22 protein-coding genes are annotated in these 25,302 nt (G+C 66.4%); 12 read left to right on the top strand and 10 right to left on the bottom strand.

All coding sequences use genetic code 11. From position 1 onward, the window contains the following. Positions 1 to 44 precede the first annotated feature (44 nt). Positions 45 to 1,790 carry a GAF domain-containing sensor histidine kinase gene (locus tag E5Z01_RS00715; RefSeq protein WP_135227616.1) on the top strand — a complete coding sequence of 582 codons (1,746 nt, stop codon included), beginning with the start codon at positions 45 to 47 and terminating at the stop codon, positions 1,788 to 1,790. A gap of 209 nt (positions 1,791 to 1,999) precedes the next feature. Here E5Z01_RS00715 and abc-f read toward each other — a convergent pair whose 3' ends face one another. Next, positions 2,000 to 3,892 carry a ribosomal protection-like ABC-F family protein gene (abc-f, locus tag E5Z01_RS00710; RefSeq protein ID WP_135227615.1) on the bottom strand — a complete coding sequence of 631 codons (1,893 nt, stop codon included), beginning with the start codon at positions 3,890 to 3,892 and terminating at the stop codon, positions 2,000 to 2,002. A gap of 341 nt (positions 3,893 to 4,233) precedes the next feature. Between abc-f and E5Z01_RS00705 the strand changes: the two genes are divergently transcribed. Then, positions 4,234 to 5,286 carry a CHASE2 domain-containing protein gene (locus E5Z01_RS00705; protein ID WP_240738107.1) on the top strand — a complete coding sequence of 351 codons (1,053 nt, stop codon included), beginning with the start codon at positions 4,234 to 4,236 and terminating at the stop codon, positions 5,284 to 5,286. Beyond that, positions 5,168 to 5,686: a diguanylate cyclase domain-containing protein gene (locus tag E5Z01_RS19870; RefSeq protein WP_240738120.1), complete on the top strand. Its 519-nt coding sequence runs from the start codon at positions 5,168 to 5,170 to the stop codon at positions 5,684 to 5,686. The genes E5Z01_RS00705 and E5Z01_RS19870 overlap by 119 nt, the downstream gene beginning before the upstream one ends. A gap of 75 nt (positions 5,687 to 5,761) precedes the next feature. On the opposite strand, the gene E5Z01_RS00700 is transcribed toward E5Z01_RS19870, so the two are convergent. Continuing rightward, positions 5,762 to 7,480, bottom strand: coding sequence for a formate--tetrahydrofolate ligase (locus E5Z01_RS00700; RefSeq protein WP_205750459.1), 1,719 nt, complete (start codon positions 7,478 to 7,480; stop codon positions 5,762 to 5,764). Between the two features lie 107 nt (positions 7,481 to 7,587). On the opposite strand from E5Z01_RS00700, the gene E5Z01_RS00695 reads away from it, so the two are divergent. Further along, entirely contained in the window at positions 7,588 to 8,073 is a 486-nt protein-coding gene (locus E5Z01_RS00695; RefSeq protein ID WP_135227614.1) for a GNAT family N-acetyltransferase, read from the top strand. Here the strand turns inward: E5Z01_RS00695 and E5Z01_RS00690 are convergent. Together E5Z01_RS00690 and E5Z01_RS00685 are read right to left on the bottom strand one after the other, a co-directional pair. After that, a complete protein-coding gene (locus E5Z01_RS00690; RefSeq protein WP_135227613.1) occupies positions 8,039 to 9,223 on the bottom strand; it encodes an acyl-CoA dehydrogenase in 1,185 nt (394 codons plus the stop codon). The two genes, E5Z01_RS00695 and E5Z01_RS00690, sit on opposite strands and share 35 nt — an antisense overlap. A gap of 23 nt (positions 9,224 to 9,246) precedes the next feature. Continuing rightward, positions 9,247 to 9,501, bottom strand: a complete 255-nt coding sequence (locus E5Z01_RS00685) for a hypothetical protein (RefSeq protein ID WP_135227612.1) — start codon at positions 9,499 to 9,501, stop codon at positions 9,247 to 9,249. A 195-nt stretch (positions 9,502 to 9,696) separates the two neighbouring features. On the opposite strand from E5Z01_RS00685, the gene E5Z01_RS00680 reads away from it, so the two are divergent. From E5Z01_RS00680 to E5Z01_RS00650, 7 genes are all read left to right on the top strand, one after another. After that, positions 9,697 to 9,948: a hypothetical protein gene (locus E5Z01_RS00680; protein WP_135227611.1), complete on the top strand. Its 252-nt coding sequence runs from the start codon at positions 9,697 to 9,699 to the stop codon at positions 9,946 to 9,948. Between the two features lie 133 nt (positions 9,949 to 10,081). Then, the gene (mreB, locus tag E5Z01_RS00675) at positions 10,082 to 11,122 is read left to right on the top strand and encodes a rod shape-determining protein (RefSeq protein WP_119761679.1); all 1,041 of its coding nucleotides are present in this window, start codon (positions 10,082 to 10,084) and stop codon (positions 11,120 to 11,122) included. A gap of 121 nt (positions 11,123 to 11,243) precedes the next feature. Further along, the gene (fabZ, locus tag E5Z01_RS00670; protein WP_135227610.1) at positions 11,244 to 11,672 is read left to right on the top strand and encodes a 3-hydroxyacyl-ACP dehydratase FabZ; all 429 of its coding nucleotides are present in this window, start codon (positions 11,244 to 11,246) and stop codon (positions 11,670 to 11,672) included. Positions 11,673 to 11,763: 91 nt separating this feature from the next. Next, positions 11,764 to 12,909 carry an LptF/LptG family permease gene (locus E5Z01_RS00665; RefSeq protein ID WP_135227609.1) on the top strand — a complete coding sequence of 382 codons (1,146 nt, stop codon included), beginning with the start codon at positions 11,764 to 11,766 and terminating at the stop codon, positions 12,907 to 12,909. 161 nt (positions 12,910 to 13,070) lie between these two features. Further along, positions 13,071 to 14,171, top strand: a complete 1,101-nt coding sequence (locus E5Z01_RS00660; protein WP_135227723.1) for an MGDG synthase family glycosyltransferase — start codon at positions 13,071 to 13,073, stop codon at positions 14,169 to 14,171. Beyond that, positions 14,168 to 15,388 (top strand): polysaccharide deacetylase family protein, encoded by a 1,221-nt coding sequence (locus E5Z01_RS00655; protein WP_135227608.1) that lies wholly within the window; start codon positions 14,168 to 14,170, stop codon positions 15,386 to 15,388. The genes E5Z01_RS00660 and E5Z01_RS00655 overlap by 4 nt, the downstream gene beginning before the upstream one ends. 82 nt (positions 15,389 to 15,470) lie before the next feature. After that, a complete protein-coding gene (locus E5Z01_RS00650; protein ID WP_135227607.1) occupies positions 15,471 to 16,211 on the top strand; it encodes a class I SAM-dependent methyltransferase in 741 nt (246 codons plus the stop codon). 269 nt (positions 16,212 to 16,480) lie between these two features. On the opposite strand, the gene E5Z01_RS00645 is transcribed toward E5Z01_RS00650, so the two are convergent. From E5Z01_RS00645 to E5Z01_RS00630, 4 genes are all read right to left on the bottom strand, one after another. Further along, positions 16,481 to 17,482: a 4Fe-4S dicluster domain-containing protein gene (locus E5Z01_RS00645; RefSeq protein WP_135227606.1), complete on the bottom strand. Its 1,002-nt coding sequence runs from the start codon at positions 17,480 to 17,482 to the stop codon at positions 16,481 to 16,483. 172 nt (positions 17,483 to 17,654) lie between these two features. Then, the gene (locus E5Z01_RS00640; protein ID WP_240738105.1) at positions 17,655 to 18,572 is read right to left on the bottom strand and encodes a diacylglycerol/lipid kinase family protein; all 918 of its coding nucleotides are present in this window, start codon (positions 18,570 to 18,572) and stop codon (positions 17,655 to 17,657) included. 136 nt (positions 18,573 to 18,708) lie between these two features. After that, positions 18,709 to 19,848 (bottom strand): non-hydrolyzing UDP-N-acetylglucosamine 2-epimerase, encoded by a 1,140-nt coding sequence (gene wecB / locus E5Z01_RS00635; protein WP_135227604.1) that lies wholly within the window; start codon positions 19,846 to 19,848, stop codon positions 18,709 to 18,711. A 42-nt stretch (positions 19,849 to 19,890) separates the two neighbouring features. Beyond that, the gene (locus tag E5Z01_RS00630) at positions 19,891 to 21,039 is read right to left on the bottom strand and encodes an MraY family glycosyltransferase (RefSeq protein WP_135227603.1); all 1,149 of its coding nucleotides are present in this window, start codon (positions 21,037 to 21,039) and stop codon (positions 19,891 to 19,893) included. A 185-nt stretch (positions 21,040 to 21,224) separates the two neighbouring features. Here E5Z01_RS00630 and tdh point away from each other — a divergent pair, with 185 nt between their 5' ends. After that, positions 21,225 to 22,256 carry an L-threonine 3-dehydrogenase gene (tdh, locus tag E5Z01_RS00625; RefSeq protein ID WP_135227722.1) on the top strand — a complete coding sequence of 344 codons (1,032 nt, stop codon included), beginning with the start codon at positions 21,225 to 21,227 and terminating at the stop codon, positions 22,254 to 22,256. A gap of 291 nt (positions 22,257 to 22,547) precedes the next feature. Here tdh and E5Z01_RS00620 read toward each other — a convergent pair whose 3' ends face one another. Further along, positions 22,548 to 24,668, bottom strand: coding sequence for an MDR family MFS transporter (locus E5Z01_RS00620; RefSeq protein ID WP_135227602.1), 2,121 nt, complete (start codon positions 24,666 to 24,668; stop codon positions 22,548 to 22,550). Beyond that, the gene (locus E5Z01_RS00615; RefSeq protein ID WP_135227601.1) at positions 24,665 to 25,198 is read right to left on the bottom strand and encodes a MarR family winged helix-turn-helix transcriptional regulator; all 534 of its coding nucleotides are present in this window, start codon (positions 25,196 to 25,198) and stop codon (positions 24,665 to 24,667) included. The genes E5Z01_RS00620 and E5Z01_RS00615 overlap by 4 nt, the downstream gene beginning before the upstream one ends. Between the last annotated feature and the right edge of the window lie 104 nt (positions 25,199 to 25,302).

Genomic DNA, 25,302 nt, shown 5'->3' with positions numbered 1-25,302 from the left:
CCTCCCCCACGACCCACAGCCCACCACCGCTTTATCCTGTTTTCATGCCCGATTCGGCGGTGACGCCCACGACCCAGAAGAAAGCGCCGCCCCGGCCCGCGCCGCCGCCGCGTGACGTGCGGCTCTCGAACCGCATTCGCCTGATCCGGAACGTGCTACCGGTCATCATCGTGCTGGTGGTGATCGCGGTGGAATTCGGCATCAGTCAGTTGCCGTCTCGCCAGGCGGAATTGACAGCGCACCTGCTGTTTTACGGGCTGCTAGGGCCGCTGGTGACGTTTTTCAGCGCGGAGTGGATTGCCGAGGGGACGCGCGCGCGCGAACTGGCCGAACTGGAGTTGCGGGAGTTGTACGCGCAGCTCAGCGTGTCTCACTCGCGCCTGGCAGGCATGCAGGAGCTGATGCGCGACCTGGCCGAAGCGCCGGACCTGGGGGCGGTGGCGGAGGTGGCGGCGCGGGGAGCGGTGTCCGTAACGGGGGCGACCCACGCGACCCTGACGGTGGCGGGGGGCCTGAGTGCCTCGGCCCGCGGCGAGACGCTGCTGGCCGCGCCCAGCGCCGACCTTCATGCCCTGTGCGTCGACCTGACCGGCGGCGGGAAACTCACGCTGCACTTCGAGGTGCCGCCCAGCCTGGAAACGGTGGAGTTGACGCAGGCGCTGGCCGCCGAGATCGGCAACGGGCTGGAAGCGGCGCACAACCGCACGCTGGACCTCATGACGCTGTATTCGGTGGATCAGAGCATCCGCGCCGAGCGCAACATGCGCCGGTTGCTGTCGCGCGTGACCCGCAACATGGCGGCCCGATTGGGCGTGGATTCCCGGGCGGCGTACCTGTCCGACCAGGACGGCGTGCTGCGGCTGGAGTACGCGCAGGATCAGCGGGGCGAGGCGACGGGCGGCAGTCCGGCCCCGGCGTTCGCGCACCGGGTGGCGCAGGCAGGCACGCCGCTGTTTGCCGACCGAACCGAGGCCGAGGAGGTCTTCCCGGCGGCCCGCAGCGCCCTGGGCATTCCCATGCGCGACGAGAACAGCCTGATCGGCGTGCTGGTGCTGGGCGACGCCAACCCGGACGCCTTCCAGGAAACGCGCGTGCCGCTGATGGCCCTGATGGCCGGGCAGGCCAGCCTGGCGGTTCGCAACGCCCGCGCCTACCTGTATTCCGAGGAACTGGCCATCAGTGACGAACGCGCCCGCATCGCCCGCGAGATTCACGACGGCGTGGCGCAGTCCCTGGCGTTCGCGGCGCTGAAGCTGGACATCGTGGGACGGCAACTGCGCCGCAACCCGGACAGGGCCGAGGAGGAAGTGAAAGCCGCCTCCACCCTGCTGCGCGAGCAGATCCGCGAGGTGCGGCGTTCTATCTTTGCACTGCGGCCCATCGACCTGGAGCGGTACGGCCTGCTGGAAACGGTGCGGCGCTACGTGGCGGATTTCGGCGAGCAGAACAACATGAAAACCACGCTGGAAACCACCGGCGAAATTCACCTGTCGCCCGGAGACGAGGCAGTGGTGTTCCGGATCGTTCAGGAGAGCCTGAACAACGTGGCGAAGCACTCGCGCGCGCGCGAAGTGACGGTGTGCATTCACGGCGGGGAGCGCGTGAAGCTGCGGGTGGAGGACGACGGCCAGGGCTTCAACCCGGAGCTGGTGACGGGGCGGGTCAGCACCGCCGGGGGCCTGGGCCTGCTGCAAATGCGCGAGCGCGTCGAGGCGCGCGGCGGCACCTACCGCGTTCACTCCATGCCGGGGCAGGGCACGGTGGTCGAGGCCGAACTGCCGCAGACATAGCGCAAAAACGAGATCCTATGATCGATCAGAGGAGCTTTCCTCAACGCCCTGGCGCCGCGATCAGAGCGACTGAATTTCCTGCACCTCCAGGCCAGTGCGAACCTCAATAAAAAAACAACGCTAACGAATGGGCCTTCTTAGGTCTGTTCAATACGTATTCAGGCGTAGCGCAGTGGCAAGCCCTATTCATCTTCCAAAGCGGCTTGTCTTTACCCGCCTCGGGCTTCGACTTCGGCGGATTTGTGGCTCCACTCGTCCATCTTGGCGCTCAGTCGTTCTTCCAGTTCGTGAGCGGCGTGGCCCAGGGCGGCAAAGTCGGCATCCGGGGCGGCCTCGTGAAGGTTGTGCTGGGCCTGGCTCAACTCGTCTTCCAGACGAGCGATGTCGGCTTCAATGGCTTCCACCTCGCGTTTCAGATGCCACAGGCCCTTGCTTTTCGGGGCGGCGGGCTTCGGGGCACCGAGGGGCGCGGCGGGCGCGTTCTGGGCTTCCTCGGCAGCCCTGAAAAGGGCGTGCTTGGCCTGGTAGTCCTCCCAGCCGGGGTACTCGTAGAAGCGGCCGTCCTCGATCAGCCAGATGCGGTCGGCGAGGCCCTCGATGAACGCGCGGTCGTGGCTGACCATCATCAGGGTGCCGGTGAAGTGCTCCAGGGCCTCTTCCAGGCTTTCGACCATCTCCATATCCAGGTGGTTGGTCGGTTCGTCAAGGATCAGCAGGTTGCGGTCTTCCTGCGCCAGTTTCAGCAGGGCCAGCCGGGCGCGCTCGCCGCCGGACAGGATACGGGCGGGCTTGTCGTGCTGGTCGTAGGGGAACATGAAGGTGCCCAGCAGGTCGTGGGCCTGGGCGTCTTTCTGCACGTACTCGCGGGCCACGTCATACAGCGTCTGGCTGGGTTCCACGCCGCGCAGGGCCTGGTCGTAGTAGCCGGTGCTGACGCGGGCGCCGGTCAGGACGCGGCCACGGGGGTCGTCGCTGGGGTCGAGGCCCAGCAGGGCGCGCAGCAGCGTGGTTTTCCCGGCCCCGTTGCGCCCGATGATGGCGACCCGTTCGCCCCGGCGCAGTTGCACGTTCACGTCGGCAAACAGCGTGCGCTGCCCGATCCGGCGGGTGATGTGGCGGGCGTCCAGCACCACTTCGCCGCTTTCGGGGGCGTGAAAATGAATGCGGGTGGTGCGTTCCTCGGGCGGCGGGGCACTCTCGGCGCGGTTCTGCATCCTGTCCACGCGGGCCTGCATGGCCTTGGCGCGGCGGGCCAGTTTGCTCATGCCCAGGCCCCAGATTTTCATGCGGTCGGCACTGGCCTGCAAGGAGGCGATCTGCTTGCTCTCGGTGGCGAAACGGGCGGCCTGCTGTTCGAGTTCGGCGTCCAGCGTCTCGCGGAACTTCGTGTAATTGCCAGCGTACACGCGCAGGGTGCCGTCGCGCATGTAGGCGGTTTCGTTGGTCACGTTGTCCAGAAAGGCCCGGTCGTGCGAGATCACCAGCACCGCGCCGGGGTAGCCCTTCAGGAAACTTTCCAGCCACTCGACCATCACGATGTCCAGGTGGTTGGTCGGCTCGTCGAGCAGCAGCACGTCGGGGTTCTCGACCAGCAGCGCGGCCAGCCCCAACCGGGTGCGCTCTCCGCCGCTCAGCGAATTCACGGGCGTGCTCTCGCGGCCCCGGAACCCGAAGGCCAGCGCCACCTGTTCGCGGCGGCTGCGGCGCTCGAAGCCGCCGCGCCGGGCGAAATGCTCCAGCAGCTCCTCATGCTTCAGGATGCTCTCGTCGGTGCCGCTGCTCATGGCCTGGGCGGCTTCGTTCAGTTCGGCTTCCAGCCGGTCGAGGTCGTGAAATGCAGCATCAAGAATCGCATCGACGGTGGCGTCAGCCGCAAACACCGGGTCTTGCTGGAGGTTACGCACGCGCACGCCGGGGCCGCGGCGCACCTGGCCGCCGTCGGGGTTCAGCTCGCCGGTGAACAGTTTCATGAGGGTACTTTTGCCGGCGCCGTTGCGGCCCACCACGCCCACCCGGTCGCCGGGTTGCACGGCGAAGGTCACTCCGCGCAGCACCGAGACCGGGCCGTAATCCTTGATGGCGTCCTGAACAGCGACAAGCACGCCCCGCAGTGTACCAGACCAGGCCGAGTCATCTTGCGGCCTCCAGCAGTGGCTATCAGCAGACGCCTTCCCTGGCAGGGTGCCTGCACGGATAAAGTCGGCGGGACAGCGGGGAAAAGACACCCGGGAGCGTGAGGTTGACCCCTGACTGCAGCTTGACATCTGCTCTAAACTGAGCCAAGCGAAAGGTCGTCCGTCTCCTCGCAGCGTCCGGCTGACCACTGCGGCGAGGACCTTGTTCTCAGCCGTGTTCCGCGCCACAGTGACGGTGCCGGCGGGCCGCGCCGGAAAAGGTACGCGTGCGCTTCCCAGTTGACCGGCCCCCTTTGTGCCTACCCCGTGTGCGCCTGCCCCTGATTGCCGGGATCAGTGTGCTGCTGCCCCTGCTGATTCCAGTAAATGGCCGCCTGGAGAACGCCGTGAACCGCGCCCTGCCCAGCCGGCTGGATCACCGCCTGGTGCTGGTCGGCATCGACGAGGCCAGCCTGCGCGACTACGGCCGACCCGAGGTCTGGCCACCTGAACTGTACGCCGCCGCACTGGGTACCCTGGCGAATGCGGGGATCAGGGCTGTGGCCCTGGACAGCCTGCCGGGCCTCCCCACCAGCGCAACCCTGGGCCGCCTGACCCACCACCGGCCCCCCCTGGTGCTGGCGACCGCGCATGGAGCCCCCCCAAGCCCCTTCATGCCGCAGAGTGGCGACAACAGCGGAATCAGCGTCCTGAACGCCCCCAGTTTTAGTGCCGTGCGCGAGGTGCAGACCGCCTACCCGGCGCCCGACACCACGCTGACGCCCAGTTTCGCGCGTCAGGTGGCGGCTTTGCTGGCCTCGCCCCTTCCGCTGAACACGTCACGCCACCTGATCCGGTATGCCATTCCCGCGAACCTGGCAGCCCACACCCTGTCGTTCCGGGACGTGGTGAACGGTCACGTCCGCTTCGGGGCCTTGCAGGGCCGGGTGGCGGTGATCGGCCTGACGGCCAGGGGCCTGGGCCAGCTGACCCTGCCGGACGTGGATGGCCGCCTCGTGTCGGCAACTGCCTTGCAGGTGCGGGCCATCTCCAGCCTGCTGATTCCGCCGCTGCGCCGCCTGCCGCCGCCGCTGACCATGCTGGCCTGCCTGCTGGCGGCGGCGCTGGCGCTGACCTGGCGGGGCTGGTGGGGGTTCGTGGTGGCCTGGGCGGCGCTGCTGCTGACACCGGCGCTGTGGCACTGGAACATCGTGTTTCCGGGCGTAACGGGTGTCTTTCGCGGCGCTGAGCGGCACCGCCCTGCTGGCCTTCGAGCAGTGGTGGGCGGCGCGGCTGTCTGGCACACGCGACCCGCTCACGGGGTTCGGCAACCACCTGGCCTTCACGCGGGCCATCGAGCAGCGCTGGCGGGGCCACCCTGAACGGCCCGTGGGGCTCCTGCTGATCGACCTCGACAACCTGCGGCAGGTGCGGGAACTGCACGGTCGCCTGCGGGGCGAGGCAGCCCTGAAAGCTCTGGCGGCCCGCCTGCAAGAAAAGCGCCGGCGCGGCGACCTGACTTTCCGCTGGGACAACGGGGAATTTGCCGTGCTGCTGGGCGGTGTCACCCCGCAGGGCGTGTCGGCGGCCACCCAGCACTACGGGCAGAGCCTGCGGGGCGTCACGCTGGACGGCCTGCCCCTGGAAGCCAACGTGGGCGCGGCCATCACCGCCCCCCGCATGGCCGCGCCCGCCGACCTGATCGACGCGGCCAGCCGCAGCCGCTACCGCGCCAAGTTCCAGCGGGAAAGGCAGGTGCAGGCCCCCCTCACTGAACCGTAAACCGCCCGCCGCCCCAGCTGGTCTCGTGGGCGGCGGGCGATCAAACCTGCCCGAACCGCTGTACCGAACCTCTGCTCAGAACAGCCCGACCACCTCGCCGTTCTCGTCCAGGTCGATCTTCTCGGCGCTGGGGTGCTCGCCCAGGCCGGGCATGGTGCGCATGTCGCCGCTGATGGCGTAGATGTACCCGGCCCCGGCGGCCAGCCTCAATTCGCGGATGGGCAGGGTCCATCCGGTGGGGGCGCCGCGCAGTTTGGGGTCGCTGCTGATGCTCAGGTGCGTCTTAGCTATCACGATGGGCAGGTGGCCGTAGCCCAGCTTCTCGAACAGTTTCAGTTGCTTGCGGGCACTGGCGCTGAGGCTCACGCCGTCCGCGCCATACACGTTTCGGGCGACCTTCTCGAACTTCGTTTCGATGGAGTCTTCCAGTTCGTAGGTGTACCGGAAATCCGTCTCGTCGTCGCAGGCGTCGATGACCGCCCGGGCCAGGTCGCGGGCGCCCTCGCCGCCGTGGGCCACGTGCGTGCTGACGGCCACGCGGGCGCCCGCTGCTGCGGCCAGTTCCCGGATCGCCGCGTGCTCGCTGGGGTGGTCGGTCGGGAAGGCGTTGATCGCCACGACGGGTTGCACGCCGAAGGAACGCACGATCTCGATGTGTTTGCGCAGGTTGTCGCCGCCGGCCCGCACGTCGCCGGGGTTCTCGGCCAGCAGTTCGGCGGGCAGCGGCTTGCCGGGCACGATCCGGAAGCGCCCGGAGTGGGCTTTGAGGGCACGAACCGTGACCACCAGCACGGCGGCGTCGGGGCGCAGACCGGAGGTGCGGCACTTCATGTTGAAAAAGCGCTCGGCGCCCATGTCGCTGCCGAAGCCCGCCTCGGTCAGCAGGTACTCGGCGGTGCGGGCCCCCAGCAGGTCGGACACCACGCTGCTGTTCCCGGTGGCGATGTTCCCGAACGGCCCGGCATGAATCAGTACCGGCGTGTGCTCGGTGGTCTGAAGCAGGTTGGGTTTGATGGCGTCTTTCATGATCACGGCCATCGCCCCGGCAGCCTTCAGGTCCTCGGCGGTCACGGCCTGGCCGTCGTAGGTGTACCCCACCACGATATTCCCCAGGCGGCGGCGCATGTCCCCCAGCGACGTGGACAGCATCAGGATCACCATGATCTCGCTGGCGGCGGTGATGTCGAAGCCGGTCTGGCGCGGCACGCCGTCCTCGGGTGCGCCCAGGCCCACCACGATGTTGCGCAGGGCGCGGTCATTCATGTCGATCACGCGCCGCCAGGCGATGTTGCGCGGGTCGAGGTTCAGCGCGTTGCCCTGGTGCAGGTGATTGTCGATCATGGCCGCCAGCAGGTTGTGGGCCGCCGTGACCGCGTGGAAATCCCCGGTCAGGTGCAGGTTCAGCGTTTCCATCGGCAGCACCTGGCTGTAGCCGCCGCCCGCCGCGCCGCCCTTGATGCCGAAAACCGGCCCCATGCTGGGTTGACGCAGGCCCAGCATGCTTTTCTTGCCCAGCTTCTCCAGGCCCAGCGCCAGGCCCACCGCCGTGGTGGTTTTCCCCTCGCCCAGCGGCGTGGGCGTGATGGCGGTAATCACGATGTATTTCGCCTGAGGCTGACCCTGCAATTCCTCGATGGCCCTGAGCGACACCTTGGCCACGTTGCGCCCGTAGTACTCCAGATGCTGCTCGGCAATCCCGGCCCTGGCGGCAATCTCGCTGATGGGTTTCAGCGGCGTGCTCTGCGCAATTTCCAGGTCACTGGGCATCTTCGCACCGGACTGAATTGTGGTCATGCCCCCATCATGACGGGCAAGCCAGAAAGTCGTCCAGACAAATAGGACGTCCACCACTCCGCTTTCTGGCGGATTTTTTGCCGTCATTGCTGGTTTAATGTCAGCCCATGCTGCTTGTTCACCCGGCCCTGACCCCTGACATTCAGGCGCTGCTGGCCCGCGCCATGTTCCCGGACCCGCAACGCACCGCCCACACCTTTCAGCAGTACCACCAACGAACCGACTGGCAGGTGTTCGCCTGGCAAATCCGTGGAAAGATCGTCTGCGCCGCCGGCCTTCAGGTAGACGGCCACAGCGCCGAAATTCTGCACATCGGCACGGATCCGCTGCACAGCGGCCAGGGGTATGGGCGAGCCCTCCTGCAAGCCGTCATCCGTGAACTGAATCTCATGCAGGTGAGGGCCGACACGGACGACAGCTCTATCGGGTTTTACCGGAAGCTGGGCTTTACTGACACGGAAATCCCAAATCCCTGGAACATCCGGCGTTACCGCTGCACCCTGAAGGTCAGTCCGGGCGGAGTGTCCAGTTGCACCGGTACACCCTTGCGGTTGGGACTTACCCTTCCAGCTCCGCGAAGACGGCGCGGCTGATGACCAGTTGCTGAATTTCGGAGGTGCCCTCGTAGATCTCGGTGATCTTGGCATCGCGGTACAGTTTCTCGACGGGGTACTCGGCGCTGTAGCCGTTGCCGCCAAAAATTTGCACGGCGTCACGGGTGATCTCCACGGCGGCTTCGGAGCCGAGCAGTTTGGTGATGCTGGCTTCCTTGGAAAAAGGCTGGCCCTGATCCTTGAGCCAGGCGGCTTTCAGGCCCACCAGGCGAGTACTCTCGATGCGGGCGGCCATGCGGGCGATCTTGAAGGACACGCCCTCGAACTCGCGGATTTTCCGACCGAACTGCTCGCGTTCGCTGGCGTAGCGCGCGGCGTGCTCCAGGGCGGCGCGGGCGATGCCGAGGCCCAGCATGCCGATGCCGATGCGCCCCGAGTCGAGGCTGGACAGCGCGATGATCAGGCCCTGGCCTTCCTGACCCACCAGGTTCTCGTGGGGTACGCGCACGTTCTCGAAGGTGACGGTGGTGGTATGCGCGGCGTGCTGGCCCATCTTGTGTTCGGGTTTGCCGGCGCTGAGGCCGGGCGTGCCCTTCTCGACGATAAAGCAGCTGATACCCCTGGCTCCCTCGCCACCGGTGCGCGCCATCACCAGGAAGGTATCGGCGTGGTTGCCGCTGGTGATCCAGGCCTTGCTGCCGTTCAGCACCCAGTGGTCGCCGTCGCGCTCGGCTTTCAGGCGCAGGCTCGCGGCGTCACTGCCGGCGTGCGGTTCGGTCAGGCAAAACGCCCCGATGTGCTGCCCGCTGGCCAGTGGCCTGAGGTATTTTTCGCGTTGCTGGTCGGTGCCGTACTTCAGGATCATCTGCTCGGGCAGGCCGTTTTGCACGCTGACAATCACGGCGACGCTGGAGTCGGCGGCGGCGATTTCCTCCAGGCACAGCGCGTAGGTCACGCTGTCCAGGCCCGCGCCGCCCCACTCCTCGGGCACGGTCGCGCCCATCAGGCCCATCTCGGCCAGGCCGCGCAGCTGCTCGTGCGGATACTTCGCCTCGCGGTCGTATTCGGCGCTGCGGCTGGCGATCTCGGCGCGGCAGAAGTCGCGCACATGCTGCAAAATCATGCGCTGCTCGTCCAGCAGCGCGAAACTCATGCCCGTGTCAGGAAGAACGCGGTCGGTGGTGGTCATGCCCCGCAATCTACCAGAGTCCCTCAGGTCTTTTCGCCCACAGCGCGGCTCAATTCTTCCTCGATGCCGCGTCCGCGCCACCCCGTTTCGACCGTCTGATCTTCGCCACCGGCCCAGCGCAGATGAGCGCCGATGACGCTGCCTCCGGCGATTGCCAGGGCCGCCGCCAGCAGGTCATCTACAGGCGCCCCAGGGCACAGTCGGAGTGCCGCGCTCCGCAGGGCCGGGGCCAGCGGTAAGGGGGGGCGGGTGACGCGGACGCGGGCAGGCAACACCATGGAACTGACTTTAGCGGTTAAACCAACTTGCGGTGGGGCGAAGACAGGGGGCGAGTGCCGTGGGAACAACACAGCCTGGACTCCAGGCGGCGCTTTGCCTCGGCCCTCACGCGGCCGCCAGAAATACGCCTAGAATGCGCAGCTGGAAATGATGCTGCGATTCAATGCCAAGTCCAGAGGGCGGTCAATGCGGGAATGAGGGTCATTCAGGCGCTCCTGATGCTGCTGCTGGTGGGGCTGGGGCTGGCGTTCGCGGCGCTGTCGCTAGGGACGTTCGCGGCCCTGACGGACAACGCGCCGCTGTGGCTGCGCTCGCTGGGGTCGCTGGAGAATGTGCTGGGCGTGAAACTCGGCCTTCTCGGCCTGCCGCCCTTCCTGCGGGCCACCGTGCTGGCGTTCGTGAGCAGCGTACTGATGGGTCTGGCGGCGTACTACAAACCGAGGTAAGCCGGCCCCGCAGGGTAAAGCCCAGGTCAAGTGCTGGCCTGAAAAGACACATTTTTGCCCGTGCTACGATGACGCTGCTGCGGAGGATGACTGTGCAAGTGCGTGCCAGACGAACACCAAGAGGAGAAACTTGATGGCGGAGGACATTGGGATCGACCTGGGAACCGCCACGTTTCTGATCTATACCAAGAACAGGGGCCTGATTCTGAAAGAGCCGAGCGTGATCGCCATGAACCGCGACTCGCGGCAGGTGAGGGCGGTGGGCGACGACGCTTACCGCATGATCGGCCGCACCCCCGAGGGCATCGTGGCGGTGCGGCCAGTTCGCGACGGCGTGATTTCCGACAAGGTGCTGACCGAGAAGATGATCGGCATGTTCCTTCAGAAAGCCAACATCGGCGGTGGGGGCTTTCTGGGCCTGCGCGGCGGCGTGAAGATGATGATCGGGGTGCCCAGCAACATCAGCGATGTCGAGAAGCGCGCGGTTATCAACGCCGCCATGCAGAACAACGCCCGCCGCGCCTACCTGATCGAGGAACCGCTGGCGGCGGCGCTGGGCGCGGGCCTGAAGATCACGGATCCGATCGGCAGCATGATCGTGGATATTGGTGGGGGCAGCACCGACATTGCCGTGATCAGCATGGGCGGCATCGTCGTGAGCGAGTCCATGCGCGTTGCCGGGGACGAGTTCGACGAGAGCATCATGCGTTACCTGCGCAGGCGGCACAACGTGCTGATCGGCGAGCGCACCGCCGAGGAAATCAAGATTCATGTGGGCGCTGCCATGATTCATGACGAATCCGAGAGCGTGGCCGCCGAAGTACGCGGGCGCGACCTGACCGACGGCCTGCCGAAAACCATCGCGGTGGATACCATCGACGTGATCGAGGCGCTGTCCGATCCGCTCACCAAGATCGTGGAGGCCACCCGCCGCGTGCTGGAAATGACCCCACCGGAACTGGTGAGCGACATTATGGACCGGGGCATCATCATGACCGGGGGCGGCAGCCTGCTGAAAAACTTCGATGAGCTGCTGCGCCAGACCACCGGCATTCCCGTGGCCGTGGCCGAGAACGCCGTGGAAGCCGTCGCCATCGGCACCGGCATGGCACTGGACATGGTGGGCGAACTGGGGGACAGCCTGGTGTCCAGCGACATGTATATCCGCCGCTGAGAGCTGCCGGAAAAAGCGGTCACCGGGCTAGCACTGAGTTCTGGTGACTGAAAAACCCACCATCCACCCGTCTTGCTCGTAAGCCACACCCTTTTCTCCACACCCCCAGTCGAGGTCAACCATGGAACCCATCCTGATTCAGGACGTACTGAAAATGCTGCCGCACCGTTACCCCTTCATTCTGGTCGACCGGGTGCTCAGTGCGGCGAACGGTGAAGTGCACGCCATCAAGAACGTGACCATCAACGAGCCTTTTTTTGTGGGTCACTTCCCAGCAGAACCCGTGATGCCCGGGGTGCTGATCACCGAGGCGCTGGCGCAGGCCAGCATGTTCTGCATGCGTGAGGAAATGCAGCCCGGCCATATCGGTTACCTGGCAGGCATTGAAGGCGCACGTTTCAAACGCAAGGTCATTCCCGGCGACCAGTTGCACCTGCACGCCAAACTGGAATTCCTGCGCCGGGGCCTCGGAAAAACCGTGTGCCGCGCCGAGGTGGACGGCGTGGTCGCCGCCGAAGCCACGATTCTGTTCGCGGTGGCGAAGGGGTGAATTGGCTTGTCGCCCGTGGCTTGGGGCTTGTGGAGATCGGTACTTCCACAGGCAGTAAGTCACGGGCCACAAGCCGCTCCACAGGCGTCTCATGACCCGCCTTTCGCGCTACGTCACCGCCGAGTTGCTGCCGCCGCTGCTGGCGGGAACCCTGCTTTTCACGGCGATCCTCAGTTTCGGGTACTTCTTTATTTCCAGCCAGTGGCTGGCGGGGGTGCCGCTGGGATTGATCGGGCGCTGGATCGCGTTTCAGGTACCGGACACGCTGGTAAAGGTGTTCCCGATGGCGGTGGTGCTGATGACGGTGGTGGCGTTTGGCCGCATGAGCACCGAGCGTGAGCTGGTGGCGGTGCAGTCGGGCGGCGTGAGCCTGGGGCGCGTGGCACGTCCGGCGCTGCTCCTGGGGGGGCTGCTGACGGCGCTGTCGGCGTTCCTGAGCCTGTGGATCGCCCCAAAAGCCAACGTGGAGACGCGCGGCCTGTACTGGGACGTGCTGACCGGGGCGGGATTGTCGACCCTGAGCGGAAAAACTGTCGATCTGGGGAACAATCTGACGCTGTACCTGCAGGGCTACGACGCCAAAACGGGGCAGATGCGGGGCGTGCGTGTGGAGAAGTGGCAGGCCGATGCCCCCAGGCGCGGCACCGTGATTTTTGCCGACGCCGGCACCTTCAGGGACAACCGCCTGAGCCTGACGGGTTACCGCGCCTACACCGTGAACTACGACGCGGCGGGGCAACTCTCGACCATTCCCGAGACCGATGTGGCCGCTTTTCGTGAAGCGGTGCAGAGTACTTTTCCCAACGTGATCGTGCCAGCGAACACCACCGACGCGCTGAATCTCGACACCGGCCTCTCACGCAAGGAAACGCTCGCCCAGTATGCCGACGCCATCGGCGCGGACGCCGAGGGCTGGCCGCAACTGATCACGAAACTGACGGCGCCGGGTGTCAAAGAAGCAGACCGTCAGGCGGCGCGGCTGAACCTGAACCGCAAGTTGGCGCTGCCGTTCGCCAACCTGGTGCTGGTGCTGGCGGCCCTGCCGTTCGCGCTGCGGTTCGGGCGCACGCTGGGCGTCAGCCTGGGCATCGCGCTGATCATCGCGGTGGCGTACTACCTGCTGTTCAGCGTGGGCCTGACCGTCGCCAGTGCCCTGCCCGCCCTGCCGGAAGTGGGCGTGTGGCTGGCGAATATCGTGTTCGGCGTGGCAGGCCTGTGGCTGCTGAGGCGAGCGTGAAGGGCGAGGCGGTGCGCGGTGCGCGGTGCGCGGTCAGTGGGAAGTGGGGAGTGGGCATCGTGCATCGTGGGTCGTGGGAGGAACGGGGGCCGGGGGCCGGTATTCCCGCCTCTGGCCTCCTGCTTGCCCTTGCGGGGGGCAGAGTGAAACCGCTGCGCACCATGTTCTTCTCGGCGGCGATCGGGTCGGGGCACCATCAGGCGCAGCGGGCGGTGGCGCTGGCCCTCAAGGCAAAGGGTGTGCCCATCGAGGATCAGCAACTGGAGGCGCTGGATTACATGAACGCCCTGGAGCGCGGCATGGGGGTGGATCTGTACACCTTCGAGTTGAAGTACGCGCCGTGGCTGTACCGGGCCTTTTACAACTCCACGGATCGGGGGCAGGTGTGGAATCACGCGGTGGAGTTCATGTTCCGGCAGGGGCAGCGGCGCTTCGAGCCGGAACTGCTGACGTTCAGGCCGGACGTGGTGGTCAGTAGCTTCTGGGCCCCGACCGCCGTGGCCGGGCGCATCCGCGAGGTGAACAAGCTGAAGTTCCTGAACGCGCTGGTGGTCACGGATTACCGCGTTCACCTGCACTGGGCGCGGCGCGAGGCCGACCTGCTGCTGGTCGCCGCCGAGGAAACGCGCGAGCAGATGCTGAAGCGCGGCATTCCAGCAGAGCGGGTAGTGGTCACGGGCATTCCCATCTCCCCTGTTTTCCGCGAATTACAGCAGGCAGATCAGGCGGCGTTGCGGGACAAGCATGGATTGAAACCGGAAGTGCCCCTGATTCTGCTTTCGGCGGGTGGCACGGGCGTCTACCGTTCATTGCGAGTGGTACTGCGCGAACTGGGAAACCTGGGGCAGCGCGTGCAGGTGGTCGTACCGGGGTCGCAGGCGGGCGCAGGTATAGAGCAACTGGGCGGCGCGACGCTGCACCACCTGGACTTCACGCCGGACTTCCCGGAGTTGCTGGCGGCGTCCGACCTCGTGGTCGGGAAGGCGGGGGGCCTCACGGTGGCGGAGGCCACGGCCCTGGGGGTGCCGATGGTCGTCTTTGACCCCATTCCGGGCCAGGAGGAACACAACGCGGACTTCCTGGCGCGGCACGGCGCGGGCCTTTACGTGCGTAACCTGCGCGACCTGCGCCGGGCCGTCCGGCGTGCCCTGAATGCCGACGACCACGCCGAGTTGAGCCGGGCTGCCCTGGCGCTGGGCCGGGTGGACGCCGCCGAGCGGGTGGCGTCCGCCATCCTGAAGAAACTGGAGAGCAGGGCGTGAAGCGGCGCGGGTGGGCGGGTCTGCTCGGGCTGGGAATTTACGGCGTTTACATCGTGGGGCCGTATCTGGCGGTGCAGGTGGGCCACTGGGGCCTGATCCGCGAGGGCCGTATGCGGCGGCGCGAGGTGGCGCTGACCTTTGACGACGGCCCCGATCCGCTCGTCACGTCCGCCATTCTGGACGCCCTGCAGGAAGCGCGGGCCAGCGCCACCTTCTTCGTCGTACCGGAGCGGGCCGAGGCGCACCGCGAACTGATCGGGCGCATGCTGGCCGAGGGCCACCAGGTGGAAGCGCACGCGGAAGTTCACCGCCACGCCTGGACGCGCACCCCCTGGGGGGCTTACCTTGACCCCATCCGTGCCAAAAAGCGCGTGCAGGCCGTCACCGGGCAATCCGTGACGCTGCACCGCCCGGCGCACGGGGCTTACACGCTGGCGACCCTGCTGGGGCAACGCCGCGCCGGGGTGACGGGGGCGCACTGGAGCATTGAGGCGCACGACTGGCACCGCCGTTACCCGGCTGAGGCTGTCAGGGGGCGCCTCAACCGCTTGCTCCAGCCCGGCGCGGTGATTGTCCTGCACGACGCCGGGCCTGGAGCTGCAAGAACTGTCGAGTTGCTGCCGGATTTCCTGAGCGACCTGAAAAAGCGCGGCTACGTGACCCGCACCCTCGCCGCGCTGGACGGCGCGCAGCCGCAGGACTGGGCCGCCCTGAAAAGACGCGCCTTCATGGCCTTCGACCGGCTGTTCGACCGGCTGGGCGGCAACCGGCCCCTGGGCGGACGGGTGGACAACCTCTTCAGGATCGGGGAGGTGGCGTTTCCGCTGCGCGGCATTCGCCTGAACGACGGCTCGGCGGTGCCCTTCGGCGCGAAAGCCATCGAATTCCACGTGAACAACCCCCTGCTGGTCGACCTGGGGCCGCGCCGGGGCCTGCTGCGCGGCATTCACGATTTCGGGGTGCTGGCGCACGAGTTGCAGGTGCGCCCCGAGTGGCGGGACGTGCAGTACGTGTTCTGCCTGTCGGCGCTGTCTCCTCTGATGGCGCTGGGCGGATACGAGACGCACGACCTGCCCGCCGCCGATGCCAGGCGGCTGCGCGGCTGGGCCAACGTGCTGCGCCGCGCTTACGGCAGCCAGCGTGGTGCCCAGAGGCCGCGGCTGAGCATCCTGGCCCGCGAAGCGTTCATCCGGCGCTTCGAGCGTCCGCTGGACTGAAGGCCTCATTTCTCCTTCCCGCTTCCCCCGGAGTGAATCGTCGACAAAAGGGTTCAATCGGAGTTGGTATTACGATGTTCCGGTGAATTACGACGATCTGGCCGACCTGTACGACCATCAGTACGACGTGTACCGCGATGACCTGCACTTCTACGCGGGTGTGGCCGAGCGCGTGGGCGGCCGCATTCTGGAGGTCGGGGCCGGCACCGGGCGGGTCACGGCCTTCCTGGCGCGGCGGGGGCTGAACGTCACGGGGCTGGAACCCAGCGCCCGCATGATCGAGAAGGGACAGGCCCGCGCGGCGCGGGACGGACTGAAGCTGAATTTCGTGCAGGGAGACGTGCGCAGCTACCGGCACGGGGGGCACTTCGACCTGATCCTCGCACCGTTCAATGCCCTGATGCACCTTTACTCGCTGAACGATCAACTGGACGCCCTGCAGAACATCCGGGCGCACCTGGAGCCGGGCGGGCCATTCGTGTTCGACCTGTACGTGCCGCATTTCGGAAAGATGAACACCCTGCGCCACGAAGGCGAGACCTTCCACGCCCCGGACGGCGGGCGCACGGACGTGTTCGTGGTGCAGCGCCACGACAAGGTCAAGCAACTGATCACCACCGAGTACTTCGTGGACACGGTGGATACGGCGGGGGCGTTGAGCCGCCGGCATTTCACGCTGACGCAGCGGTACTTCAACCGCTTCGAGGTGGAGTGGCTCTTGCGCTGCGCCGGCTTCGAGTCGCCGCGCGTCACCGGCAGTTTTCAGGGCGGGCCACTGGAGACTACGAGTGAGGTGATGGTCTTTCAGACGCGGGCGAAGTAATCAGAACTCCGGCTCCTCCGTGATGAAATCAATTGGAGGGGTCGAGTGGACTTGCAAAGCTGGAAAGCAGAGGGAACAGGAACAGCCAGCGTCCCGGACGGAGCATGAGTCCTCTGATGTTCTTCTGGAAGCAAACGGGCTGCTCATGACCAATTGCGAAACGTCCTGTTCGTTTCATGATCTGTCTGGAAAAGAATTGAGGGACTTCCGGCACATTCGGGATGCTTCTTCTTCCGGTTGCAGCGTCTAGCCTCTTTCCTGCCCACCCTTCACATTACGCTGCCGCTTTCACGCAGCAGGACGGTCGTTTCCAGCGCCGCGTAAAACCACTGCTCCTGCCGGTGAATGACCTGCGGCGGGCACGAGCGCTGGCAGGCCATACAGCCGGTGCAAGCGCTAAGGTTCAGGTGTAACTGCACGCCTCCGTCGGGCTGCAGGTCGCGGGTAATGGCCTCGGTGGGGCACACGTTGGCGCACACCGGGCAGTCGATGCACCCTTCTCCGATCAGCGGAGCCGGCCAGTGAATGGGGGTGTCCGGCGCGGGCGTGGGGCGCAGCGTCCTGGCCCGCCAGCGCCACTCGGCAGGCAGGCGCTCGGCCGGCACCGACCAGTCCACGAAGGGCAGGGGGCGCTCGGGAAGCTGCCGGATCACCTGCTTTTGCCCGGCCCGCAGCAGGGCCGCGAAGGCCCCCCGGCGCGACACGCCCACGCTGCGGCCCCGGTCGATGTCGGTGCTGCGCCGGAGGGTGACCTGCGCGGGGCGTCCGGTGGCGGCCCGCAGCTGCTGCGTTTGCTGGATAACCTCCTGCAAGCGCTCCGGCACGTCACCTGCGCCGACCGGACACGCCGCGCAGTCCCCGTGCAGCAGCGTGATGGGCAGGTTCCAGGCCCCCGCCGCACTCACGACACCCGGGGTGACGCGGCCCAGGCACGGCAGGCTGGGGGCCGGCGCTCCGCTCTGCGAGCAGCACAGCACCGCCTCTCCCCCGTCTTTCTGGGCCTGGAGGGCTTCCAGTGGCCCGGTCAGGTCGTATTCCAGCGCCCCGGTGGGGCAGCTCTGCACGCACAGCCCACACCCGGTGCATTTTTGCGGGTCGATGGTGATGCCCACGCCGAGGTGCTCGCCCAGCCGAATGGCCTCGTGCGGGCAGGCGACCTGGCAGGCGTCGCAGCCGCCCACCGCCTGGCGCACCAGCAGACAGCGCGGCGCGGTGAAGCGCGGGACGAGGTTCCCCAGTTCACTGACCTGTTCCAGCACGTCACGCCACATCGCCGCGCAGTCTAGGGCATTCGACAAAAGAACAAAGTGCGTTCTGGCCGAGCGGACTGGCACAGCTCGCAGAGAGCGAGTGAATGGAAACGAGCAGGACGAAGAATGGAGTGATGCGGACTGGGGTTCTCCGCAGAACGGAATTCGGAAAACTGCTCCAGCGGGCGGGTGCTCAGGCGTTCAGGAGCTGCACCGCATTCGGATGCACCTTCACGCTCAGCGCGGTGACCTTCCCGGCGTCCTCGCCGTCCACGTGCAGGGCGATGGGTTCGCTCCAGCGCACGCTCACCTGCCGTCCCTGCGCCGCGTGAACGCCCGGCTGGCCAATATGCCTGGCCGCCAGCACCTGCGCCATCAGCTTCAGCAGTTCCAGGCGGCCGATCGGGCCGCTGGCCACCACGTTCAGCAGCCCGTCACGAACGTCCGAATGGGGACTGATACGAAAACCCCCGCCGTAACGCGTGCCGTTCATCACCGCGCACAGCGCACTGGGGCCGGCGTACCAGGGTTGGCCGTCCAACTCCACGCTCACGCTGGACAGGTGCAGGTGCCGCACGGTGGCAAAGGCCCCCCAGGCGTAGCGGGCCAGGCCGGGCCAGCGGGCCGGGGTGTCCTTCATGGCCTGGTTCACCTGCGCGTCGAACCCCATGCCCAGGCCGTTGAGCAGGTAACGCCGCTGCTCCGCGCCGCCTCCGGCCAGCCACTGCACTTCGAGCACGTCCACGGCGCGCGGGGCGTAGGCCAGCCGGTTCAGCGCCTCGCCGAAATCCCCGGCCCGCAGGCCCAGCATCCCCGCGAAATCGTTTCCACTGCCCAGCGGAATGATCGCCAGGGGCCGCCCGGTGCCCACCAGCGCGGGCAAAATGGCGGACACGGTACCTTCTCCTCCCACCGTCATGATGGGCGCGTGGGGCGGCAGGGCCAGCACCCGCGCGCGCGCTTCCTCGGGCGTCGCGGTGGCCAGCAGCGTGAAGGGCAAGCCGCGCCTGCGCAGTTCCGCTTGCAGTTGCGGCCATTTGCGCGCCGCCAGCCCGCGCCCCGCCTGGGCGTTCAGCACCACCGTGAATTCAGGAGAGGTCGCGTGGGTCAAGGTGACGCCCAGCATAAGCCATGCAAGCGCGGCTCGTGACAGGCGCCGGCGCGAGGCCCAGGGGGTCAAGCAGCAATGTGGCTGGCCTCTACACGTTCGAATTTTTAGACATGGCCCGCAACTGGCACGGGCGGCTTTAAAGCGTCCAATCGGCGGGGCGCGCGCCCTGGCCGAAGTACCAGGCGATGGCCTGGGCGATGCGGCCAGAAGCATTCCCGTCGCCGTAAGGGTTGTGGGCTTCGCGCATGGCCTTGAGGGTACTCTCGCTGCCCAGCAGGTCGGTCAGCACCTGTTCCAGTCCGGCGGGGTCGTTGCCAGCCAGTTTCAGCACGCCGGCTTCCACCCCCTCGGGGCGTTCGGTGACGTTGCGCAGCACGGCCACGGGGACGTTCAGGGCCGCGCCTTCTTCCTGTAAGCCCCCGGAGTCGGTGGCCAGCAGCACCGAGGCGGCCATCAGCGGGGCCATCTCGCTGTAGTCGAGAGGATCAATCAGTTCGAAGTTGGGTACTTCGCCCAGCACGGGTTTCACGGCTTCCTGCACAGCGGGGGAAAGATGAACGGGGTAAATGAAGTGATGGTCGGGAAATTTCGCGGCGACCCGCCCGAGCGCCTGGGCCATCTCGCGCATCATGGGCTGGTTCTCGCGGCGGTGCATGGTCACGGTCACGAGCTTGCGCCCAGCCTCCAGTTGCTGCTGCCACGCGGGGCGCAGCGGCACCCGCCCGGCGACCTCGCGCACGGCGTCCACGGCGGTCTGCCCGGTCACGACGATGTGCTCGGCGCTTTTGCCTTCGCGCAGCAGGTTGGCCTTGCTGCCGGTCGTGGGCGCGAAATCCAGGCTGGACAGCACCCCGGTCAGGCGGCGGTTGGCTTCTTCCGGGAAGGGTTCGCGGAGGCTGCCCGAGCGCAGGCCCGCTTCCACGTGCCCGACCGGGATGCCCTCGTAAAAGGCCGACAGGGCCACGCAGAAGGACGTGCTGGTGTCCCCGTGTACCAGCACCATGTCGGCGCGCATTTCGCGCAGCAGTTTGCCGGAAGTCGGGACGATGCGGGCGGTCAGGTCGGCCAGCGTCTGCCGCTCGGTCATGACGTTCAGGTCCTGATCGGGTGTGAGGCCAAAGACGTTCAGGGCGCCATCGAGCATCTGGCGCTGCTGCCCGGTCGAGAGAATCAGCGGCCTGAGGCCGGGGTGACGCTCAAGGGCGCGGTAGACGGGGGCCATTTTGGTGGCTTCGGGTCGGGTGCCGAAAGCCAGGACAATCGTGCGTTCAGTCATGGTGGGTTCCTTGAAGGGTCTGGGAGGTCAGGAGTTCAGCGTTCACTTCGGGTTCGCGGCTGTTTCGCGGCTGTTTGTTTCACGGCTGTGCGCGCGCACGCGGCGGTGCGCCACGAACCACAGGCAGGCGACCACCACCAGCACGGTGCAGAGGATGGTCGCCAGCTGCACGCCCTGAAGCAGCATTCCCAGCGCGCCGCAGGCCAGCGCGACCAGCCACAGGATCACGGCGGTGCGCCGCGCCGAGGCGGTGCGGGCCAGCACGCGGTGGTGAATATGCGTCTTGTCGGGGTGGCCCAGCGGGTTGCGAATGCCGCGTGCCAGTCGCCCGATGACCACCTGGGTGGTGTCCAGCACCGGCAGCGCCAGCACGATCAGCGGAACGATCAGGCTGGCCCCGGCGCTGACTTTCAGGGTGCCCAGCAGGCTCACGGCGGCCAGCGTGAACCCGATCAGGTACGCGCCCGCGTCGCCCATGATGATGCGGCTGGGGTTGAAGTTGTAACGCAGATAGCCCATGCACGCGCCCGCCAGGCCCGCCAGGACGACCACGGCGGCGGCCCGGTCCGTGAACTGGGCCGCCGTGGCCAGCAGCACCATGCTGACCACGAACCCCACGCCGCCGACCACGCCGTCCACGCCGTCCATCAGGTTCACGGCGTTGGTGAGGCCCACGATCCACAGGATGGTCAGGAGGGTGCTCAGGGGATTGGCGAGCACGTCCGGCACCACCGGCAGGAAGGGAATGGCGTTGAAGTCGATTTTCAGGCCGTTGACGATCAGCAGAATCGACACCAGCAATTGCACCAGCAGGCGCGTCAGGGGTGAGAGGTTGAACTGGTCGTCAATGAACCCGGTCAAGACCATGATGGCCGCGCCCAGCATGATGGCGAGCACCTGAATATTGACCAGCTCCACGTGAATAGGCCGGATCGCCCAGGCCACCATGATGCTGACCACGAACCCCACGAAGATGCCCAGCCCCCCGGCGTTGGGGAGGGGTTCCTTATTGAGTCGGCGGGCGTTCGGCATATCGGCCCAGCCCGCCTGCACGGCGAATTCGCGCAGGCGCGGCATGAAGAACCAGGTGAAGGCCAGAGCAACCAGGAACGTGATGATGACGCTGAGGAAACCTGACCCGAAAGGATCGGCTATGCCAATGTGCTGCGCGAACGCCTTGAGAACATCCATAAACTGACCAAATTCTAAAGGCCCGGCGTGAGGAGGAACGTCACCCCAAAGAGGGACGCCTTTGAGGTGCGGAGTCCGCCCCGGCTGGACGGCTCGCACAGACGCCAGGAAAGTGGAACACTCAGGACATGACGAGTTCCACTGCCCCCAGTTCTCCCCTGCCTGACTTGACCCTTCCCACCCACATGCAGGCGCTTTCCAAGCTGAAGTCCGAAGTCGGCATCTGGCCGGTCGAGGCGCCGCTGCCCAGCGTGGGCCCGAACGACCTGCTGATTAAAATTCGCAAGTCCAGCATCTGTGGCACCGATGTTCACATCTACAAGTGGGACGAGTGGGCGCAGAAAACCATTCCCGTGCCCATGATCGTCGGTCACGAGTACGTGGGCGTGGTCGTCGGCATGGGTTCCGAGGTGGGCGGCTTCCAGGTGGGCGACCGGGTCAGCGGCGAGGGCCACGTCACCTGCGGGCACTGCCGCAACTGCCGCGCCGGACGCCGCCACCTGTGCCGCAACACGCAGGGCATCGGCGTGAACCGCCAGGGCAGCTTCGCCGAGTACCTGGTGCTGCCGGCCTTCAATGCCTTCAAACTCCCGGACGACATTCCCGACGATATCGCCGCCATTTTCGACCCCTTCGGCAACGCCGTGCACACCGCCCTGAGTTTCGACCTGGTGGGCGAGGACGTGCTGATCACCGGGGCCGGCCCAATCGGGGTGATGGCCGCCGCCGTCGCCAGGCATGTCGGGGCGCGCAACGTGGTGATTACCGACGTGAACGAGTACCGCCTCGACCTGGCCCGCAGGGTGGGCGTGACCCGTGCCGTCAACGTCGCCCAGGAAGACCTGTGGACAGTGGCGAAAGACGAACTGGACATGCACGAGGGCTTCGACGTGGGCCTGGAAATGAGCGGCTCGGGGCCCGCCTTCGCGCAGATGGTACGGGTGATGAACAACGGCGGCAAAATTGCCCTGCTGGGCATTCCCAGCGGCGACGTGAGCATCGACTGGAACGACGTGATTTTCAAGATGCTGACCATCAAGGGTATCTACGGCCGCGAGATGTTCGAAACCTGGTACAAGATGGCTGCCCTGATCCAGTCCGGCCTCGACCTGACTCCCATCATCACGCACCACTATCCCATTCAGGATTACCAGAAAGGCTTCGACGCCATGCTCAGCGGCCAGAGCGGCAAGGTCATCCTGAACTGGGGGGAGTAGGAACAAAAAGCGCCCCAGACGGAAAGTGAGCCCCCTGGTGTTTTTCCAGGGCAGCACGCAACAAACGGGATGCTTGTAACAAGTCAGTCATACGCAGCTTTTCAAGCCGTTCCAGTCGGCGGGATGAGAAGTAGAGAAACGGGCGCTGAACACCCTTTTTGTCAAAGGTGGCGCAACAGAGGGTCATCCGACCAGTTCGTCCGGATGACCCTCTGTTCACAATTGCTGTGTGCAGTTCAGTCTTCTCTCAATAAGGAGGAAGGCCCTCAGCGGCACCTTCCTTCCAGAACCTCAGATCTCCACGTGCGCCGGGGCCACCTGCTCGCCCTTCTGGCGTTTGGGCATGCTGAGGTTGGGCATCATCAGCGTGGCGAGCAGCGCCAGGAAGGCCACGCCGATGCAGTACAGGTAGATGTGGGCCACCGTGTCCGCGAAGGCGACTTTGGCGGCGCGGGTACTGGCCAGCGAGATCTTCTCGCCGTCGTCGATGCCTTTCAGGGCCTGATCGAGCGCCTGTTGCTCGGTGCTGGCGGCGGCCTGCGCTGCGCCGGCATCCAGACCCTGCTTGATGCCCGCCAGAATCTGGGCGCGGCCCTGTGGGCTGGCCAGGGCCGGCGCCGGAATGCTGCTCAGGCTCGCGCGCAGTTGGGCGGGCAGTTGCGGGTTGGCGGCCACGGCCTTGACGCGGTTGATGTCACCGCTGTTCACGGCGCTTTCAATAGCGGCATAGGTCTGCGCGAATCCGCTCTTGACGGCGGCCGATACGCCCCCTGCCGGAATGCCCGTGAACTGTTTTTGCACGTCGGCGGGCAGCGACTGCACGAACTTGTCGCTGGCAACCGCGTTCACGGCGGCCCTGTCCCCGGTCTGGATGGCTCTGGTCATGTTCTGACGCAGCGCGGTAAAGCGGGTTCTGATCTGCTCGCTGCTCTCAGGCGTGGCGTTGCGGTCGACGGTACCGCCGCCAGTGCCTTCGCCGCTGACTATCTTGTCCCCGATGCTTTTCAGGGTGGTGGCCACGGTGCCGGTGTTGGCGCTGGCCTGCTCGGTAAAGGCTTTCCCCAGGTTGGCGGTCAGGCCGCTGGTGAGCACCGCGCCGAACACAGCCACGCCGATGGTGCTGCCCATCTGCTGGAAGAACTGCCCGCTGCTGGTGGCCACGCCGATTTCCCAGGGCTTGACCGAGAGCTGCAGGGCGGTGGTGTAGAGCGGCATGGCCGGGCCGATGCCCAGGCCCAGCAGGATCATGCGCACAATCACGCTGCTGTAGCTGGTGTCGGCGTTCAGGGTCGAGAGCCACCAGAAGCCCAGCATCATGGCCATGAGGCCAATCAGCATCAGGGGCTTGTACCTGCCCATGCGGCTGGCGATCTGCCCGCTGCCGATGGCCCCCGCGATCAGGCCGAAGGTCAGCGGAATGGTGGCGGTGCCGGCTTTGGTGGCGCTGACGCCCTGTACCTGCACCAGGTACAGGCTCAGGAACAGCACCGCGCCCATGAACGCCGCGCCGAACATGAAGCGGGCCAGGCTGCCCCAGGCGAAGGTCGGGTTCTGGAACAGCTTGAGGGGAATGATGGGACTGGGGTGGCGGCTCTCCACGAACAGGAAGGCCAGCAGGGCCGCGGCACTCAGGGCGAACATTCCCAGGATGGTGGGACTGCCCCAGGCGTAGTTGCCGTCCGCGCCCCAGGTCAGCGCCAGCAGCAGCGGCACCGCGAACACCAGGATCAGGAAGGCCCCCACCCAGTCGATGCTGGCTTTCAGGCCGCTGGCAAGACGCGGCATCTTGAACCACAGGAACAGCAGGGCCACGATGCCCAGCGGCAGGTTCACGTAGAACACCCAGCGCCACGAGACGTGGTCGGTCAGCCAGCCGCCGGCCAGCGGGCCGATGACGCTGCTGAGGCCGAACACCGCGCCGAAGAGGCCCTGGTACTTGGGCCGATCAGCCGGCTCGAACAGGTCGGCGATGATAGCGAAGGCCACCGAGCCCAGCGCCGCACCGCCCGCGCCCTGCAGCCCCCGGAACACCACGAGCTGCATCATCGGGCCACCGAAAAGGTTGCCCAGGAAGGCTTCGCCGGACATGCCGCACAGCGCCGACCCGATCAGGAACACCACGATGCCGAACATCAGAATGGGTTTGCGACCGTACAGGTCGGAGAGTTTGCCGTAGATGGGCACCAGCGCGGTGTTCGCCAGCAGGTAGGCGGTGGTGACCCAGGAGTACAGGTTCAGGCCCTTCAACTCGGCAATGATGCGCGGCATGGCGGTGCCCACGATGGTCTGGTCGAGGGCCGAGAGGAACAGGCCCAGCAGCACCCCGAACAGGATGATCATCTTGGTGCGGTGATCCAGCGTCTTGGAGTAGTCGATATGCCCTTCTGGGGGCGCGTGGGTGGGGGTGGTCATGGGGTTTCCTCGGGGTTTTTCAGGGAGGGCTCGGGAAGGCAAGGGGCATCGGCGAGGTCAAGGGCGCTGAGCAGCAGCTCCATGTTCTGGGTGGTGGCGCGAATCAGCTCGGGTGGCAGGGTGGCGAAGGTTTCCACGTAGGCCCGCACGAAACCGCTGTCCATGCCGCTCAGGGCACCCAGGCCCGCCTGCGTGAGTTGCACGACCTTCTCGCGGCGATTTTCGGGGTTTTCCTCACGCTGCGCCAGGCCGCGCTGCACCAGGCGCTCGACCAGGTGGCTGGCGGCGGGCAGGCTCAGGCGCGTGCGCTCCGAAAGCTGCGTGACGGTCACGCTGCCCCGCGCCCGCAGCACGTGCAGGGCGGTCATCTGCGAGAACGACAGGTCGAGTTCGATGAGTTCCGCCTGCATGCCGCGCATCACCTTGCTGCTGATGTGCTTGTGCAGGCACTTGAGGGCGTGGCCCAGTTGCAGCGCCGCCTCGCGGTTCTCGGCGGGGATATCGGAGAGCCCGCCTAAATCGTGGGACATCGCTTCTCACCTCCAAATACTTTCATTATTGAAACTATCTTATTCACAAGACAGTATGGTGCTTCCAAACGTTTCAGGAGTCAATACGTCAAAGGGCCTGCTCG

Source organism: Deinococcus fonticola, assembly GCF_004634215.1.
GTDB classification, from domain to species: Bacteria; Deinococcota; Deinococci; order Deinococcales; family Deinococcaceae; genus Deinococcus; species Deinococcus fonticola.
Note: the sequence above shows the minus strand (reverse complement) of the source record. Positions and strands in the feature narration are given on the sequence as shown.

Bases quoted from the DNA above. Each gene is read 5' to 3' on its own strand.
- E5Z01_RS00715 (WP_135227616.1), top strand. From the start codon at position 45: ATGCCCGATTCGGCGGTGACGCCCACGACCCAGAAGAAAGCGCCGCCC.
- E5Z01_RS00620 (WP_135227602.1), bottom strand. From the start codon at position 24,668: ATGACCACCCCCACCCACGCGCCCCCAGAAGGGCATATCGACTACTCC.
- E5Z01_RS00695 (WP_135227614.1), top strand. From the start codon at position 7,588: ATGCTGCTTGTTCACCCGGCCCTGACCCCTGACATTCAGGCGCTGCTG.
- E5Z01_RS00645 (WP_135227606.1), bottom strand. From the start codon at position 17,482: ATGTGGCGTGACGTGCTGGAACAGGTCAGTGAACTGGGGAACCTCGTC.
- fabZ (WP_135227610.1), top strand. From the start codon at position 11,244: ATGGAACCCATCCTGATTCAGGACGTACTGAAAATGCTGCCGCACCGT.
- tdh (WP_135227722.1), top strand. From the start codon at position 21,225: ATGCAGGCGCTTTCCAAGCTGAAGTCCGAAGTCGGCATCTGGCCGGTC.
- E5Z01_RS00700 (WP_205750459.1), bottom strand. From the start codon at position 7,480: ATGACCACAATTCAGTCCGGTGCGAAGATGCCCAGTGACCTGGAAATT.
- E5Z01_RS00680 (WP_135227611.1), top strand. From the start codon at position 9,697: ATGAGGGTCATTCAGGCGCTCCTGATGCTGCTGCTGGTGGGGCTGGGG.
- E5Z01_RS00615 (WP_135227601.1), bottom strand. From the start codon at position 25,198: ATGTCCCACGATTTAGGCGGGCTCTCCGATATCCCCGCCGAGAACCGC.
- E5Z01_RS00685 (WP_135227612.1), bottom strand. From the start codon at position 9,501: ATGGTGTTGCCTGCCCGCGTCCGCGTCACCCGCCCCCCCTTACCGCTG.
- E5Z01_RS00660 (WP_135227723.1), top strand. From the start codon at position 13,071: ATGTTCTTCTCGGCGGCGATCGGGTCGGGGCACCATCAGGCGCAGCGG.
- E5Z01_RS00690 (WP_135227613.1), bottom strand. From the start codon at position 9,223: ATGACCACCACCGACCGCGTTCTTCCTGACACGGGCATGAGTTTCGCG.
- E5Z01_RS00630 (WP_135227603.1), bottom strand. From the start codon at position 21,039: ATGGATGTTCTCAAGGCGTTCGCGCAGCACATTGGCATAGCCGATCCT.
- mreB (WP_119761679.1), top strand. From the start codon at position 10,082: ATGGCGGAGGACATTGGGATCGACCTGGGAACCGCCACGTTTCTGATC.
- wecB (WP_135227604.1), bottom strand. From the start codon at position 19,848: ATGACTGAACGCACGATTGTCCTGGCTTTCGGCACCCGACCCGAAGCC.
- E5Z01_RS00665 (WP_135227609.1), top strand. From the start codon at position 11,764: ATGACCCGCCTTTCGCGCTACGTCACCGCCGAGTTGCTGCCGCCGCTG.